The following is a 16,148-nucleotide window of genomic DNA, read 5'->3' on the forward strand; positions in this document are numbered from 1 at the left end:
TCCTTATAGTAGGTCAGCAATCTTGTGCAGGACGTGGACATAGGCCTTCATCAATTGTTCCGCCCAAGTCTTGTTTAGTTTTCCAGCTTGATATTCGCACAGGAACCGTACCTGCTCTGCACGCACATCCATATAAATCACCCAGTCCAATTGTCGGGTCACTTCATGTCCCGATGGCGTGTGATTCAAAAACACACAAGGATGAAAAGCAGATGGATCGGCGTTTCCTGCCCCATTCGGCAACATGACGGGGATCGGGTAAAGGTCTGTCTCTTTCGCTTTTTGGCGATGACTCGCAACCTCTTTGCACAGGACGCTAAAATCATCATTTTCCATCAATCGTACACGCAGTGGATACAAGCTCTCCCCGGTAGGCTGTACAGCCGTGTAAACAGAAGGTTCACGTTGCATTGATGGTTTTTTATTGGGATATGGGTGTCCTTCCCCGATAAGCACTATAAGCTCAGACTGGCCTGTCATTTGTGACAATACATACGTATAAACGGCCAGTAGCAAGTCTGATAGGGCAAAATCCTGACGCCAAGCGGCTTTCTGTAACACGCTCAGCAGGTCAGCAGGTAAGGTAAAAGTGAACGTAGCCTGACCATCTGCTCCTCCATCTGCTCGCATCGCTTCATTCCACAGAATAGAAGGTAACGGTTCGACCAAATAACGACGCCAGTAGCGCTCCTGACGCTCATAGCGTTCTTGTTCTGCATCTGTCCATACTTGTTCTTTTTGCTGTTGTTCCAGAAAATCGGAAAGTCTCGCAATCGTCGGATAGGCGAAGCAGTCCGCCACATTGATTTTCCCTGGATAGATTTGCTGGAGACGAACATTCATTTGAATGAGCAAAACCGAATTGCCCCCCAGCTCAAAGAAATTATCGTGGATGCCAAGTTCGCTTCTGTGCAATACTTCTTCCCAAATCCGGCTGACCTGCAATTCCACCTCTGTAGCAGGTGACGCATATTCCACTTCGAGAAGAGGGCGGTTATGATCCGGCTTAGGCAGCATTCGACGGTTTATTTTTCCATTCGGCGTTAAAGGCATCTCCGACAACATAATAAAATGCGACGGAATCATATATTCCGGCAGTCGGGCAAGCAAATGATTACGCAGCTCACTCACCGATAAAGTCTGTTCACCTATCCAATAGGCACTAAGAGGACTGCTCCCCTGTTCATCCGATTTGTCCTGAATGACTATAGCTTCCCGAATGCTGGGATGAGCCAGCAGCGCTTGTTCAATTTCCCCTAGCTCTACCCGGTAACCACGGACTTTGACCTGGTCATCCATGCGGCCCAATACTTCAAGCTCGCCATGGTGCAGCCACCGCGCCAGATCTCCAGTCTTAAACATTCGCTCACCGAATCGGAACGGATTAGCTTTGAACTTCTCCGCTGTCAGTTCAGGGCGCTTGTCATAACCGGCTGACAGCCCTTTGCCCCCAATCCAAAGATCACCCGCTACAAGATCAGGTACAGGCTGAAGCTGACCATCCAGGATATATACTTGTGTGTTCGTTATCGGCGTACCCACGGTCACTCGCTCCTGCTGGGTAAGCTCCTGCACAGTTGACCAGACTGTAGTTTCAGTTGGGCCGTACATGTTAAATATGCGTGCAGTCGTCATATCCTGTGTCTGACGTAGCAGCGACTGTGGTAAAGCCTCGCCTCCCACCATCATGATCTGCAATGTGTGCAGACCCTCTTGGGCTGCCGGGTGCATAAGCAAAAGCTGGAGCCGCGAAGGCGTCATTTGCAGCAAATGCGGACCTGTTCGGCGAATAGCTTCCAGGAGCAGTTCAGCATTAGCCTGCTCTTCTGCTGTAGATAACACTACCCTTAGCCCTTTTGCCAAAGGCAGCAACGTTTCCAATACAAAAATATCAAACGCGGCTGTCGTTACCGAAAAGAAGGTCTGCCCTTCAGCAAACGGAATACGCTCGGTAATCCCATAGATCAAGTTAACGACAGCTTCCTGACGGATCATCACGCCTTTCGGGTTTCCAGTCGAGCCTGAGGTGAAAATCATATACGCCAAGTCATTGGGCCCCGGTTGTGTAATCTCCAGCCTTTTTCCATCCTGTCGATATATATTCTCATCATTCAATGAAATGACTTCGCCTCTAAAATCAAGTCCTTTCAGTAACGTGTCCCGACTTATAAGCCATTTCGCTCCGCTCTCTTCCAGCATGTAGGCAATGCGGGCCGCAGGATAATCGGGGTCGATCGGCAAATAGGCGGCTCCTGCCTTTAAGATCCCGAGCATCCCTATCAGCAAATCTACTGATCGTTCTAGCAGCAAGGCAACCACCGTATTCACGCCCGCTCCTTTGCTACGCAAGGTTCTCGCCATCTGATTGGACAGCATATCGAGCTCACCATAGGTTATACGGCGGTCCCCACATTCTACCGCTATGGCATCCGGTATCCGTGCAGCCTGCTCTTCAAACAGATGATGCATCAGCTTGTCAGCCGGAAGCGCAAACTCAGTCGCATTGCGAGCGACAAGAATATGCGATTGCTCCGCAGAAGTCAGCAGGCTGGCAGCATATAGAGGACGGTCTGGCTGTGAAGCCAGTTGAGCCGCCAATTCAATGAAATGCTGCGCCATCTGGCGAACAGTCTGCTCGCTGAACAGTTCCGAGCTGTATTCAAAGGTACAATGCAGACCAGCCTGTCCATCATTGCCTTCGTTCTGGGCGATCGGCTCCACAACGGTCAGCATCAAGTCAAATGAAGCAAAAGAGCTTTCCAGCGGATAAGGCTTTACTTGTAGCCCTGGTACCTCCCTGCTGACATCCATAAAGTTTTGCAGCCGAAACATGGTGTCAAACAGCGGATTTCGGCTTAAATCCCGCTGAAGATGCAAGCGATTGACAAGCATATCAAAGGGGTAGTCCTGATGTTCAAACGCGTTCAATGCATTGTCTTTAACCTCGTTCAAAAACTGCCGGAAGGTCTTTTCCTGTACGGGAGCATTTCGTAACGCAAGTGTATTCACAAACATACCGAGCATCCGTTCCAGCTGGACATGTGATCTCCCGGCTACTGGCGTACCCACCACGATGTCCTCCTGTCCACTGTAGCGGGACAAAAATACATTGTATGCTGCAAGCAAAACCATAAATAACGTGGCGCCACTCTCCATGGCCAGCTCTCGCAAGCTTGTTGCACTTGCTGAAGGAAGGCTAAATTCCAACGAGCCTCCGGCAAAGCTCCGTTGCCTTGGTCTTGGATAATCTCCTGGCAGATTCAGAAGTGGGACTTCCTGTCCAGTGTGCTGCTCATCGAACAATCCCACCCAGTATGCTTCCTGTTCTTTCAGATGTTCCCCGCTGAGCTGTGTATGCTGCCATGCAGTAAAATCTTTATACTGAATGCGCGGTATCTCCAGATGGCTTCCTTCCATTAGGGAGATAAACTCATCAATAAGCACTGTCGCAGATATACCATCAAAAATAATATGATGTACATCCAGCAGCAGCACGTGGCTCTGCCCCGCTAGTCGAACGAGCATTACTCGTAAAAGCGGGGGCTGTTGCAAATCAAACGGACGTAAAAACGATTGCTGAATTCGCGGCATATCAGCCGCCGCCCCTTCGGTATATTCCATTTTCCAAGCCACGTCTGTGTGAATCCGTTGTACTACCTCACCCTCCAGCAAGGTAAACCCCGTCCGAAACACCTCATGGCGGAGTAATAATGTATGAAAAATACGCTCAAGCTGCTCTCGCTGGATCACTCCCTCCAATTGCCAGGCAGTGAACACGTGATTACTCAAGCTTTCTCCTTCCAGCTGATGCAGTACATATAATCGTCTTTGAGCGGCAGAAACGGGGTAATATTCCTGATCAGGCAACGGTTCGATAGAAGCCGCATGAACAGAGGTCTTCTGACGAAGTAAATCTGCCAGTTCACGAATCGTTTGATGGTCAAAAAGTTCTTTGAACGTCACATTCACTTGCAAGCGCTCCTGAATCCGGTAAATCATTTTTGCCATCTTGAGCGAATGTCCACCCAATGCAAAAAAGGGGTCCTGCACACCCACTTGTGCTATGTCCAAAATTTCTCCCCAAATAGCGGACAATTCTTGCTCCATATCGTCCCTTGGGGGTACATATTCTGTTCCTGCGAGACTTCTTCCCTCAGGCTCTGGCATATGCTTACGGTCGATTTTACCGTGAGGGGTCAAAGGCATAGCTTCGAGCGGGACCAACAGACCGGGAACCATATAGTCCGGAAGCCGTTCCTTTAGATATTCGCGCACCTGTTCTGCCGTTATTTCGGGCGACTGCAATGTGTAATAGCCGATCAACCCGGTTAATCCCGTTTCCTCGATATGTGCAATTACCACTGCCTCGCGAATACATGGAAGTCTGACCAGCGCCTGCTCAACCTCTTTCATTTCGACGCGAAACCCACGTACCTGAACCTGATCGTCCTTACGCCCAAAATACTGGAATTGTCCGTCCGGCGTCTGACAGCCCAAGTCTCCTGTCCGATAGAGCCGTTCTCCAGTCAACGGATGCGTAGTGAAAGCCCTGGCTGTCAAATCCGGCTTGCCCCAATATCCGCTCGCGAGTCCTGTCCCGCCGATACAAATCTCGCCCTGAACATGGTACCCAGCAAGCTGTCCGTCCTGATCCAGCACATACACACGAGTATTCGTAATCGGAAATCCCAACGGAATACGTAATGTACCTTCATCTGGCTTGCGCTGAATGATATGCTGGGTCGCATAGATAGCCGATTCCGTCATGCCGTACAGATTGGCGATTTTAGCTGTACGAAAAAGGGAATACCATTCCTGCACGACGTTCACTGGAAGCGCTTCGCCCCCGTTAAAAATCCACTTTAAATTGGGCAATGGATGAGCTTCTCCCGCACTGCGTACAGCACTTAAGAAAACACTCATAAGCGCGGGAACAAATTGAGTGACTGTTACCTTTTCCCGCTTCATAAATGGATATAGCTGTGCAGGGTCCTTGACGATATCGGTGGGTACAATGGTTAATTTGGCTCCCACCATCAGCGGCCAGAACCATTCCCACACCGAGTCTGTGAAGCTGGTAGACGTCTTCTGCGCAATGACATCGTCTGCACCCAGCGCAAAGGTATCCTGCAGCCAAAATAATGTATTCAGCACAGCCTTATGGGTCATCATCACCCCTTTGGGCTGTCCCGTCGAGCCGGATGTGTACATGATATAAGCGAGATCATCCTCGCCTGGAATGTTTCCCAAACCTAGATCATGAACGGGGATGTCTTGCACCTTAACAGGAATAAATGAAGCTTCATGTCCTCGCACCTCACGCAGCCTAACGATCCACTCCGATTCTCCCCATACCGTTTCATCCAGACAAATGACGGTTTCAATGCTGGCAGGCAAATGGTTTAACATCCGCCCGAAATAGCGTGTATCCGTAACAAGCACGCGGCACGAGCTGTCGTTGAGCATATACTCTATTCGTGATTGCGGATAATCGGGATCAATGGGCACATAGGCCCCGCCTGCCTTCATAATCCCCAAAATAGCGGTGAGCAATGGTACATCCCGATCTCCCATTATGGCAACCAGCGAGTTGGGACGAACTCCATAACGGCTAAACAATTGGCCCAATTGGTTGGAACGAAGGTGCACTTCCTCATAGGTCACCGCTTTGCTACCGTCCACGACACTAACTGCATAAGGGGCACGGGCAACCTGCTCCTGGATACAGGATGTAATCGTGACTCCAGCCGGATATGTCTTCTGCGTATCATTAATGCGGTTCATTTCGGTCCGTTCCTCTACCCCGATATAGTCCATTTTCCAAACGGGCTGCTCCGGCTCCTGAATGGCACCTGCAATAATATTACGGAAGTATGCTCCAATCCTGCGCATCGTTGAAGGTGTAAATAGATCCGTTCCATAGCTGAGTGAGATGACCATTTCGTCGTTCACCGACTCGACAATCACAGTCCAGTCAAATTCATTCGCTTCCGCACCATTCCCTAGCTTGATTCGCTCCATCGGGATTCCCCCGAAGTTCTCTTCACTTTTAGACCCAGCTGCAAAATTAATCAGAACGTCAAACAGCGGAGCACGATTCAAGCGACGCGGACGGTTCAATACCTGCAATAGCTGATCAAAAGGATAGTCCTGATGGGCATATGCTCCTGCGCATTCATCTTTAACTTGCTGTAACAATTGGGAAAAAGAAATGTCACGTGAAAGTCGATTCCGAAGCACAAGCGTGTTTACAAAAAAACCGATCAGATTGCGCACCTGCTTTTGATTCCGCCCCGCCACAGGAGTACCGATAATAATGTCCTCCTGCTGAGTTAGTCGAGCCAATAACACATTCAGACTGGCCACGATCGACATAAACATGGTGGTTCCGTACCTACGATTCAACTGCTCCAAGCCCGCGCATAATTCCGTATCCAGAGTGACCTTTTCTACTGCTGCCGGAGCATTCCGGACGGTTGGACGCGGGAAATCCAGTGGTAATTGAAGACTTGGTAATTCGCCATTCAATCGGGATTTCCAGTATTGCTCCTGTGAGTTTAATTTTCCGGTAAGCACCTGCTGATTTTGCCAGTGTGCATAATCAATATACTGAATTGGCAAATCTGGCAAACGGAGGCTTGTTCCTTGCTCCAACGCCTGATAAATATGGAATAGTTCCTGGAAAAACAGATCCATAGACCAACCGTCTTCAATCATGTGATGCATACAAATATGAAAAATATAGTCATCTTCCGCCAGTTTATAGATCTGTGCCCGCCATAACGGGCTTTGCTCCAGATCAAAAGGCTGATCCATCATGGTCTGTATTTCTTTTTGCACCTCTGCCCACGCTGTTTCTTCCCCTCTGTCCGACACATCCGAGACAGGCACGTTTAAGGTCATTTGCTCCAGCACCACTTGCTTCGGCACACCCTCGACCACTGTAATCACTGTACGAAGGATAAAATGCCTTTCAACGATGATATGGAGGGCCTGCTGTAAATACGCGGTATTCACGGCTTGTCTGATCCGAACGGCTACCGATTGGTTAAAGGCGCTGCTCTGAGCGTCCAGTTGGGACTGAACCCAGAACCGCTTCTGCCCATGAGACAGATCATAGGTCTGCTTCTCTCCCATGTCTAAACCTCCATCTTGTACATTATTCGAGGATAGGCTACTGCTTTTCGTATAACGTTTCATTGCACCAGACATATCGGGTTCCGTTCCACTCGGTTGCAGAACGCACATCCGGGAAAAAACCGCTGCCAAGCAGATTGGCACTGGTATTGCACAGAACTGGAATGCCGCTTAATTTCTCGTACGCATGCAGCAAATCATAAATTAGCGGATTGTCCTCCCGACTTACTGTTTGCAAGCGTGCTGTGCCATCCAGATGACGGATTGCCGGAATGCGTTCCACCCATTCGTCACGTAGCATATGGTCAAACAGCATATACGGATCGCGGGTTCCTGGCGAAAAAATAGCAGGCGCATGCTCCTCTATACAGATTGGTGAGACCGGACGATAGTCCTCCCGTTGCTTAATGGCATTCAGGCGGTCTTTCATATCCGGTCGAACGGCAGCTGCCAGTATACTGCGATTCCCCAGCGCACGTGGTCCCAGTTCCGCCCGATCATTCAGCACGACAACCGCCTCATCTGTCGTATGCAGCAGCTCTGCGAGCTGTGACACCGTACAAGCACGTGATTCCCAGCCTTCCGCTGGATCATTTTGGATGACCATCGGCCCGCTGTATACAGACCAATTCAAATGGGGATGACCTGTCTGATGAATCATCTCACAACAAGCAGCACCAATGGCCGAGCCTGTGTCATTCGTAAATGGAGAAACAAACACATCATCAAATAACCCGCTTTCTCGAATCGCACTGTTCCATTTAATATTCAGAGAACAGCCTCCTATAAAGCAAAAGTTCTTTGTTTTGCGCCCATGCTTGGTCACACTCGCCTCCAGCGAGGTTACAAGAAGCTGCTCCAAATACTGATGGAAAGACGCCAAAGCGTCTGCATGCGGAATATGATGCTCATCTACATATCGCTTGATTTCCTGGGAAAAGGTCCAGTTAAACTCCATGGAGGGTGAAAAATGCCGCGCATACGTCAACTCAAACTGTTCGAGCAGCTCTGAACGTACCCGCCCCTTGGCTATATAGGCCATAACCTTGCCCGCTACCGAAAGATCATCCACACGTGGTCCTTGTCCTCCGCGAAGGAAAGGCTCAAAGTGCAGCGAAAACAGTGAATAAATGTTGCCGATGTACATGAAGAGAGGGCCCAGGTTTTCTAATCTTTCGTTCGCTGGATCAAAGTAATAAAAACGCGGGTACATACCTCCATCGTATACAAGCGCGTAAGACGGCTCCTTGTTCACCGCATAAGGGCTCGCACAATAGGTGCTGGCGATATGTGTGGTTGCATGCATATAGCTGGTATAATCGAAGGATTTCTCTCCAATAACAAGTCCACTGCCCGAATAGGCTTGGAGTGCGTCCGCTGAAAGCGATACTTCGCGGTAAGGCGCAACCGAAAGGGACAGCTCCTGCCCATGAGAACGCGTATCCACCCTGCTTTCCTTCAATCCGGCCCAGCCGTCAATAACAAACCGATCCACATCTGCCGAGGTATAGCCATGCAGGTTAAGTGCTTCTTCAACAAAATCTAAATCAGGAATTTCGCTGTAGCGTTTGTTGTTATTGAATTTTTCAACTTCATAGCTGAAAATAAGCTTGTTATCCTCAATCAAGGCTACACTACCATCATGCGTTAATTTCAGTCCGCAGAATAACATGTTCCTTTCACTCCTCACCTGTTAGCCCAACACAAAGCCGCTTTATTGTTCAGCCTCAGCAAAATGACGTGGTAATATCGGAATGATATCTTCCTCTTCAGAACCGCTGCGATTGGATTCATCGATCCAAGTTCCCAGCCCGGCCACTGTCGGCTCCTGAAAAAAGACCTGAATCGGCACATCTATGGCCAGCTGGTCTTTGATTTTAGCAATGACACTCATCAGCATCAGGGAATCTCCATTTTCAAAAAAGTCCTGGTGTATGCTAATTTCCTCATGTCCTAGCACCTCGCCCCAAATCTGACCTAGCTGCCGTTCCGTTTCCGAATAGACCTCTCCGTCACGACCGATCAAGGTCACTTGGATGTGAGGCCGCATATGCACTCCAGTGTTCGCAAGCTGTGACTTGGGCTGTAGCGTATGAAATAGCTCTTCCTCAAAAGAAACAAATTTAGCACCCAGCTTCACATTTCGCTGAATCATATCGTTCAGAGCCTCATTTGAAGTAATAAACTGCTTCAGCTCCTGATAGGACTCCAGCAGATGGCTGTAGACTTCTGACTCTTGCTCGTTATGTCCCTGTGCTTGCTCTGTAATTTCCTTTGTTAAGTCTGGGGAAAAGTGAATCTTGAGCAGCGTCAGCACTTGAGCCAGCTTCTGGCTGTGAATGTTGGCGATGACCGCTTGGGTCAGCTTATATTGCAAAAGCCGATCAAGCAGCTTTCCATAGTCCTCGGACGAAATCGGCTGAGATAACATCCGTTGATCCATCAGTTCGTTCGGTGTATCCCCCATCTCCAGATCCGACCAGTTGATCGCCATCACTTCCATGCCGCGACGGCTCTGATAGTGGGCATACTGATCCAGAAATGCATTCGCAGCAGCATAGCTGCCCAAACCTGTGCCTCCCAGTTGCGAAGCCACTGACGAGAACAGAATGTAAAAGTCCAGCGTCTGCTCCTTGGTCACCTCGTTCAACACCCATGTTCCGGTCACCTTGGCTTCCATGGTTCGCTGAAATGCGGCGGTATCCATCTGCTCCAGACGAATTTCCTCCAAATGCATCGCGGCATTAATAACCCCATGAATTGGACCGTAACGTGCTTGTATATCCTCAACGACCTTCTTCATGGAAGCCAGGTTCGTGATATCTGCTGCGTAGTAGCTAACTTCGGAGCCAAGGCTTTCAATCTCCAACAGTCGGCGGATTTTCTTCGCAATCGCAGAAGTATCCGGTCCCGTAGCTCGTTCCTGCCAAGTTCCCCGGTCTGGAAGCTCTGTCCGGTTGACCAGCACTAGCTTTACATTGGCCTGGCGGGCAAAATAGCGGCAAGTTTCTAATCCTACCGAGCCGGCTCCCCCGGCTATCAAATAGACACCGCCCTCGCGTAGCGTAATTTTGCGACGTGGAAGGGCTGCAAGCCGCATCCGTTCCAGCTGTTGTGTATACCGCTGACCGCCACGCCATGCTGAACCTTGATCTGCTTCATCCCGATTCAATTCCAACATGATTTCCCGAGCGATGTCGGAATTCTCCCGTCCGATCGTTTCTACATCCATACAGCTACAACGGTGCTGGCTATATTCCTGTGAAACGACCTTCATCAATCCCCACAGAGGCGCTTTTTCCGGGAACACATATGTATCCTCCGCTACGACCAGCTGTGCGTAGTTCGAGACGACTTTGATTTCTAACGAGCGATGAATCGAACTTGCTTGCACTGCCTTCATTAAATAAAAAAGACTTAAAGCTCCTTGCTCCTGACTTTCATTCAAGTCATCGAGTTGTCGCATGCGACTGCGAATTTCGGTACATGTCCACAGATGCACGATTCCGGTAAGCTCTGCTCCTCCTTGCGTTTCGGTCTCTGCCACGGCTGCAAGCAGTTTGGCATAATCCTCCGCAAAGCCGGGACGAATCCGATAATGTCCCGGATCTACGGCCGAAAAAGCAGATGCAGCCTCTACAATGATCGGCGTTTCTCCTTGGGCCTTCATCAACTCACCAAGTGAATCAGCGACCCCTTCTTCATCCGCCAGAATAAGCCAAGATTTCCCGGCAGAAGGCCGCTCTGGGAGGGTAGAATCCGTGAGAGGATTGGCTATCCAATTCAGTTCATAAAACCAATGATCCACCTGTTTCTCCGGTTCAGATTTCATGGCTGGAGAAGTCGCTTCGTGCTCTAGCGCATGCTCGGGAATATACTCCACCCAATGCCGCTTTCCTAAAAATGGATAGACAGGCAAAGGAACACGGCGCCTTTGCTCCAAATCATGCAGGGCAGCCCAATTGATCTCGCTACCTTGCATATATTCATCTACAACCTTCTCCAGACTGGTGTCGGGCTGCACCTTAAAGCTTTTCTCTTCACGGGTTGTCAGACGGGTATAATAAATCCTCTCTCCCGCCAAAGCTGGACGCACAGCTTCATCTGCGTTTGCAAAACGCTCTATCCCTTCCCTAAGCTCATCAAGGCTTGTAGCTACAATTGCAAGCCGATAAGCATAGTGCCCGCGTCCCTGATTGCTTGTGAAACAAATATCTGGCAGTGTATGAGTTGTACGGTCCAAAAATGTACGGTAACGGTCAACCAAAGCATTGAAGGAAGCTTTGCTCTTCGCAGACAACGTAAATACGTACGGCACGTCTTCTACACTGGCGGACCGGCTCCACTCATCCTGCTCATATTCTTCTAATATGACATGGCAGTTGGTCCCTGCCAGACCAAAAGCACTGACCCCCGCCCGCCGTGGTACTCCTGCCTCCGTCTCCCATGGAACCAGCTCTGTATTCACATATACAGGCGATTCGATGAAATTAATGTGCGGATTCGGCTCGTTAAAATGTAGGGTTGCCGGAATCTCCTTCTTTTGCAACAACAGCACCGTTTTGATCAGACCCGCAATACCAGCTGCGGTGTCCAAATGACCGATGTTTGTTTTTACCGCACCCAGAGCACAAAAATGCCGCTTGTCCGTGTAGCTGCGGAAGGCATTGGTAATGCCTTCGATCTCAATCGGATCACCTAGACGAGTTCCTGTACCGTGAGCCTCGATGTAGGTTACTGTTTCAGGGGGTATGCCCGCATTGCGCCAAGCTTCCTTCATCAGCTCCGTCTGAGCCAAGGCACTTGGGGCGGTAATACCGTTGGACTTTCCATCTGAATTCATGGAACTCCCTTTAATAACGGCGTAGATATGATCCCGATCCTTCTTGGCCTTTTCCAGCGTCTTCAGTACAATGACTCCAAATCCCTCGCCCCAGACAGTTCCATTCGCTGCAGCATCGAAGGTACGAGCGACAGAATCAGGAGAAGCAATGCCGATATCCACCAGCCCCTCGTCTACAGGAAACAGGGTTAGGTTTAGTCCTCCAGCTACAGCCATGTCGCAATCTCCAGTAATCAGCCCTTTAACCGCATGATGTACAGCGGCCAAAGATGCCGAGCAAGCAGTATCAATCAAATGACTACCGCTGGCGAGATTCAGCAAGTAGGCCACCCGACTGGCTACGACCGAAATGGTATTGCCGGGTAAAGCATAAGGCTCCATGTTCTGTATCAACTGCAAGTAGTCGGCATCCGTATCCCCTACGTACACCCCGGTCCGTGAGCCATACAATTCCTTTTCGGCGTATCCAGCATCCTCCAGTGCTTCCCAGGTAACTTCGAGGAAAATGCGCTGCAAAGGGTCCATACAACGGGCTTCCGCTGGCGTAATATTAAAATATTCCGCATCAAAACGGTCAATATGGTCCAAATACGCTCCTCTGCGATACTTAATCTCAGGCGCATATCGTTTGCCTTTAAAATAATCTCGAATAGGCCGATCTACATCCGCCCTGCGACTTTCCGGGAATTCTCTTACAGCATCCATGCCGTTTACGAGATTATTCCAAAATTCATCCGTTCCGTTCGCCCCTGGAAAACGGCAAGCCATCCCCACAACAGCAATATCATCGACTTTTACCGTTTTGGATTCATTTTCGAATAGCTCTTTTAGCATCGGCAGAGCTTCTGTTTTGGAGAGATGTTTTGCAGCCACCTGGCCTAGCAAGTAATTCTGAACCCGTTTCATATGTTATCCCTCCTTCAGATGGTCCAGCGCCCGTATAGACTGGCTTACATCCAGTGAGCCATCTTCAATTTGATCCAGCAGGCTCATGAGATCCTGATCCAGTTGTTCGTCATCCTTGGACTGATTTTCAAAATGATTCATATACGCCGCAATCGTAGGATAGGAGAATAGCTCAGCGACCGTCGCCTTGCTGCCCAGCGCGTGTTGCATCTTACGATGCAGTCGAACAATCGAGATGGAGTTGCCGCCGATTTCAAAAAAACTGTCATGGATGCCGACGTCCTCCGGACTTATATTTAAAATTCCGGCCCAGATTTTGGCCAGCATATGTTCTCTCTCGTTACGGGGCGCCACATATGCGGTTGAACGATGAACTCGCCGCTCCGGCTGTGGCAGATTTTTGCGATCAATCTTTCCGTTAGGAGTAAGCGGCATCTCCAGCAGTTCCATAAAAAATCCTGGAATCATATACTCAGGCAATAATTCACGCAGGTGAGTTGTCAGATCATCCACTTCAAGCCCTTTTTCCAGCGATGTAAAATAACATAAAAGATTGGTTACACCAAACTCATCAGTTTGGGCAACTACAGCCGTTTCCTTAATCCCTGGAAAGACAGATACAGCCCGTTCCACTTCTTTCAGTTCTACACGATATCCTCGCACCTGAACCTGATCATCCTTACGTCCGCTGTACTCCAGGATGCCATCTGGTCGTAACAAGCCCAGATCTCCCGTACGATATAATCTTTCGCCCGTTTTGGGATGCTGGGTAAAAGCCTTGTCAGTGGCTTCCGGCTTATTCCAGTACCCCGCCGTCAGACCAATGCCGCCGATACAAATTTCGCCTTTGACCTCAAAGGGGCACACCTGCCCCTCCTTATCCAAAATATAGACATGCGTGTTCGCAAGCGGCCTGCCCAATGGAATACTCAACTCACCTTCAGCCGGAGATGCGTCAATCAGGTAACAGGTTGCATAAATAGCTGACTCGGTCATGCCGTAAATGTTGGCAATCTTGGCTTCCCGGAACGTGCTGTACCAGTCTCGCACCCCATTGACGAGCAAGGCTTCGCCTCCATTGAATACCCACTTTAGTTCCGGCAGCGGATGGTCTGTCTCATCGGTCGGAATCGCATCCAAAAAGAGACTCATCTGGGCTGGAACAAACTGGGTAATAGTAACCTTGTCATCTCGCAGCTGTTCATAGAGCCTTTGTGGATCTTTGACCGTATCCGAACTGAAAATGGACAGCTTGGCTCCATAAATCAAGGGCCAGAAGAACTCCCATACCGAGTCGGTGAAGCTGGCGGAAGTCTTCTGCGCAATCACATCTGCTGCGGCCAGACAGAAAGTATCCTGCAACCAAAAAAGCGTGTTCAGCACAGCCTTATGCGTCATCATGACTCCTTTGGGATCTCCCGTGGAGCCTGAGGTGTAAATCAGATATGCCAGATCATTTTCACAGGCAGGACAGTGCCATGAAGCCTTTCCCTGGTGCTCCCAATCCGATCGTTGATACACAGTCAGCTTATCTGTTTGCACCTTTGTTTCGTCGAGGCAGACAGCGGTCGTCATACTCTCCGGCAAATCTTCCAGCATCGTCTGCAGCTTGGCAGACTCGGTGATCAGCACACTGCAGGCACTGTCGCGCAGCATATATTGAATCCGTTTTTTCGGATAATCCGGATCAATAGGTACATAGGCCGCCCCTGCTTTTAATACACCGAAAACAGCCACCAAAAGCTCAATTCCCCGTTCCGCTACCACCGCTACCCGCTGGTTAGGCCGCACACCTACTGCGTACAGTAGGCGGGCCATTCGGTTCGCTTGTTCCTCCAGTTCGGCATATGTGATGGAAGAACCATATTCTTCGATAGCAGTATGCTGAGGGGTTTTCGCGACCTGACGGACAAACAGATCAGGAATCGTCAGCTGTTCCTCATAAGCCTTGCTGGTCTGATTCATCTCCGCAATGACGCGTTCCTCATCTGCCGATAGAATTTCAAATGCATCAAAATCTAGATCCATAGGAGCTACTCCTGAACCGGAATTGCAGCAGATCCAGCCGATTGACCTACCAAGCTATTTGTGAAAAAGTCCACTAATCGGTCTATGCCTTCGTTGTATCGCGTTGTAGAGTAAGACAGGCGCAGCATTTTCGGTAATCCAAAATCAGAACCCGGCACTGTCGCCACTTGTTTGGCTCTCATAATTTGTTCCGCCAACTCCAAACTCGTCTCAATGCCGTGCTCGTCCATGTACTTTTCACAATCGAGTGTGAAGTAAAAGCTGCCTTGAGCAGGAATGGCACGTACGAGTGGAACCTCATTGAACCGCTCCACCGTATAATCCCGTCTTGCTCTGTACAGGCTGACCAGTTGCTCAATCTCTTCAGGATGCGCCAATGCTTCGAGCGCGCCAAACTGCACGACAGGGTCGGCTGTCAACAAGGTATGATGCTGTATGACCGTAAGCGGTGTGACCAGCTCGTCAGGAACGATACAGTAGCCAACGCGCCGACTGTACATCCGGTATCCTTTGGAGAAAGCATTCGTCGTAATAAAAGCTGATTTGGTATCCGTCAGCTCCAGTACCGAGGTGCTTCGTTCATCAAAGCAAACATTGGCATAAATCTCATCATTAATGACTACAGCCTGTCCGTCGATGATTTCATCAATGGCGTACAGTTCTTCTTTCGTTAAAATATTGCCTAACGGATTGCCAGGTGAATTAATCACCACAATTTTGGTTTTATCCGTGAAGTTTTCCCTAAAGGAATCCAGATCGAGTGCTAGCGTATCCAGATTAATATCATAGTAGCGAACGTTCGCCCCTACCAATTGAGCGCAGAAATGATATAGGGAATAATACGGACGCGGCAGCAGAACCTCATCCCCCTCTTTCGCTAATAAATAAAACAAATTCCGGAACAAGGCACTGGTGCCCACATTAATCAAGATATTGTTGGGATTAATGTCCAGATCGTAGGTTTTCTTGTATTCCTCCGCCAATGCTTCCTTTAATTCCGGCAAGCCCGGTGGGAATACAAGCGAGCTTTTTTCAAAGGTATCTAATGCATCCTTCATCGACTGAATAATATCCTCGTGCAAAGGTAGCTCGGATTTTCCCAAGGTCATCCGAATGACCTCCTTGGAGCCGTTTTTCTCAAATTCATAAGCCATTTGATCCAGAACGAACATTAAAAACCGATTGTCGTAAAATTCAATAGATGATCTCAATTCCATTTGTAATTGCCTCCTTT

The 16,148-nt window shown here is 49.3% G+C and carries 5 protein-coding genes; all 5 read right to left on the bottom strand.

The features are described 5' to 3' along the window. Positions 1 to 3: 3 nt before the first annotated feature. From ACXHJ1_RS00915 to ACXHJ1_RS00935, 5 genes are read right to left on the bottom strand one after another with little or no spacing between them, the layout of a single operon-like run. Positions 4 to 7,137: an amino acid adenylation domain-containing protein gene (locus ACXHJ1_RS00915; protein WP_457905418.1), complete on the bottom strand. Its 7,134-nt coding sequence runs from the start codon at positions 7,135 to 7,137 to the stop codon at positions 4 to 6. 37 nt (positions 7,138 to 7,174) lie between these two features. Next, on the bottom strand, positions 7,175 to 8,809 hold the full coding sequence (locus tag ACXHJ1_RS00920) for a carbamoyltransferase N-terminal domain-containing protein (RefSeq protein WP_090888125.1): 1,635 nt from the start codon (positions 8,807 to 8,809) through the stop codon (positions 7,175 to 7,177). A gap of 42 nt (positions 8,810 to 8,851) precedes the next feature. Next, entirely contained in the window at positions 8,852 to 12,886 is a 4,035-nt protein-coding gene (locus ACXHJ1_RS00925) for a type I polyketide synthase (RefSeq protein WP_107734048.1), read from the bottom strand. 3 nt (positions 12,887 to 12,889) lie between these two features. Next, positions 12,890 to 14,914, bottom strand: coding sequence for a non-ribosomal peptide synthetase (locus ACXHJ1_RS00930; protein ID WP_457905419.1), 2,025 nt, complete (start codon positions 14,912 to 14,914; stop codon positions 12,890 to 12,892). A gap of 5 nt (positions 14,915 to 14,919) precedes the next feature. Continuing rightward, the gene (locus ACXHJ1_RS00935; RefSeq protein ID WP_017426436.1) at positions 14,920 to 16,131 is read right to left on the bottom strand and encodes a pyridoxal phosphate-dependent aminotransferase; all 1,212 of its coding nucleotides are present in this window, start codon (positions 16,129 to 16,131) and stop codon (positions 14,920 to 14,922) included. Between the last annotated feature and the right edge of the window lie 17 nt (positions 16,132 to 16,148).

The organism is Paenibacillus sp. ALE2 (assembly GCF_054113385.1).

Coding starts and splice junctions, on each gene's coding strand:
- ACXHJ1_RS00920 (WP_090888125.1), bottom strand. CDS start 8,809: ATGTTATTCTGCGGACTGAAATTAACGCATGATGGTAGTGTAGCCTTG.
- ACXHJ1_RS00930 (WP_457905419.1), bottom strand. CDS start 14,914: ATGGATCTAGATTTTGATGCATTTGAAATTCTATCGGCAGATGAGGAA.
- ACXHJ1_RS00935 (WP_017426436.1), bottom strand. CDS start 16,131: ATGGAATTGAGATCATCTATTGAATTTTACGACAATCGGTTTTTAATG.
- ACXHJ1_RS00915 (WP_457905418.1), bottom strand. CDS start 7,137: ATGGGAGAGAAGCAGACCTATGATCTGTCTCATGGGCAGAAGCGGTTC.
- ACXHJ1_RS00925 (WP_107734048.1), bottom strand. CDS start 12,886: ATGAAACGGGTTCAGAATTACTTGCTAGGCCAGGTGGCTGCAAAACAT.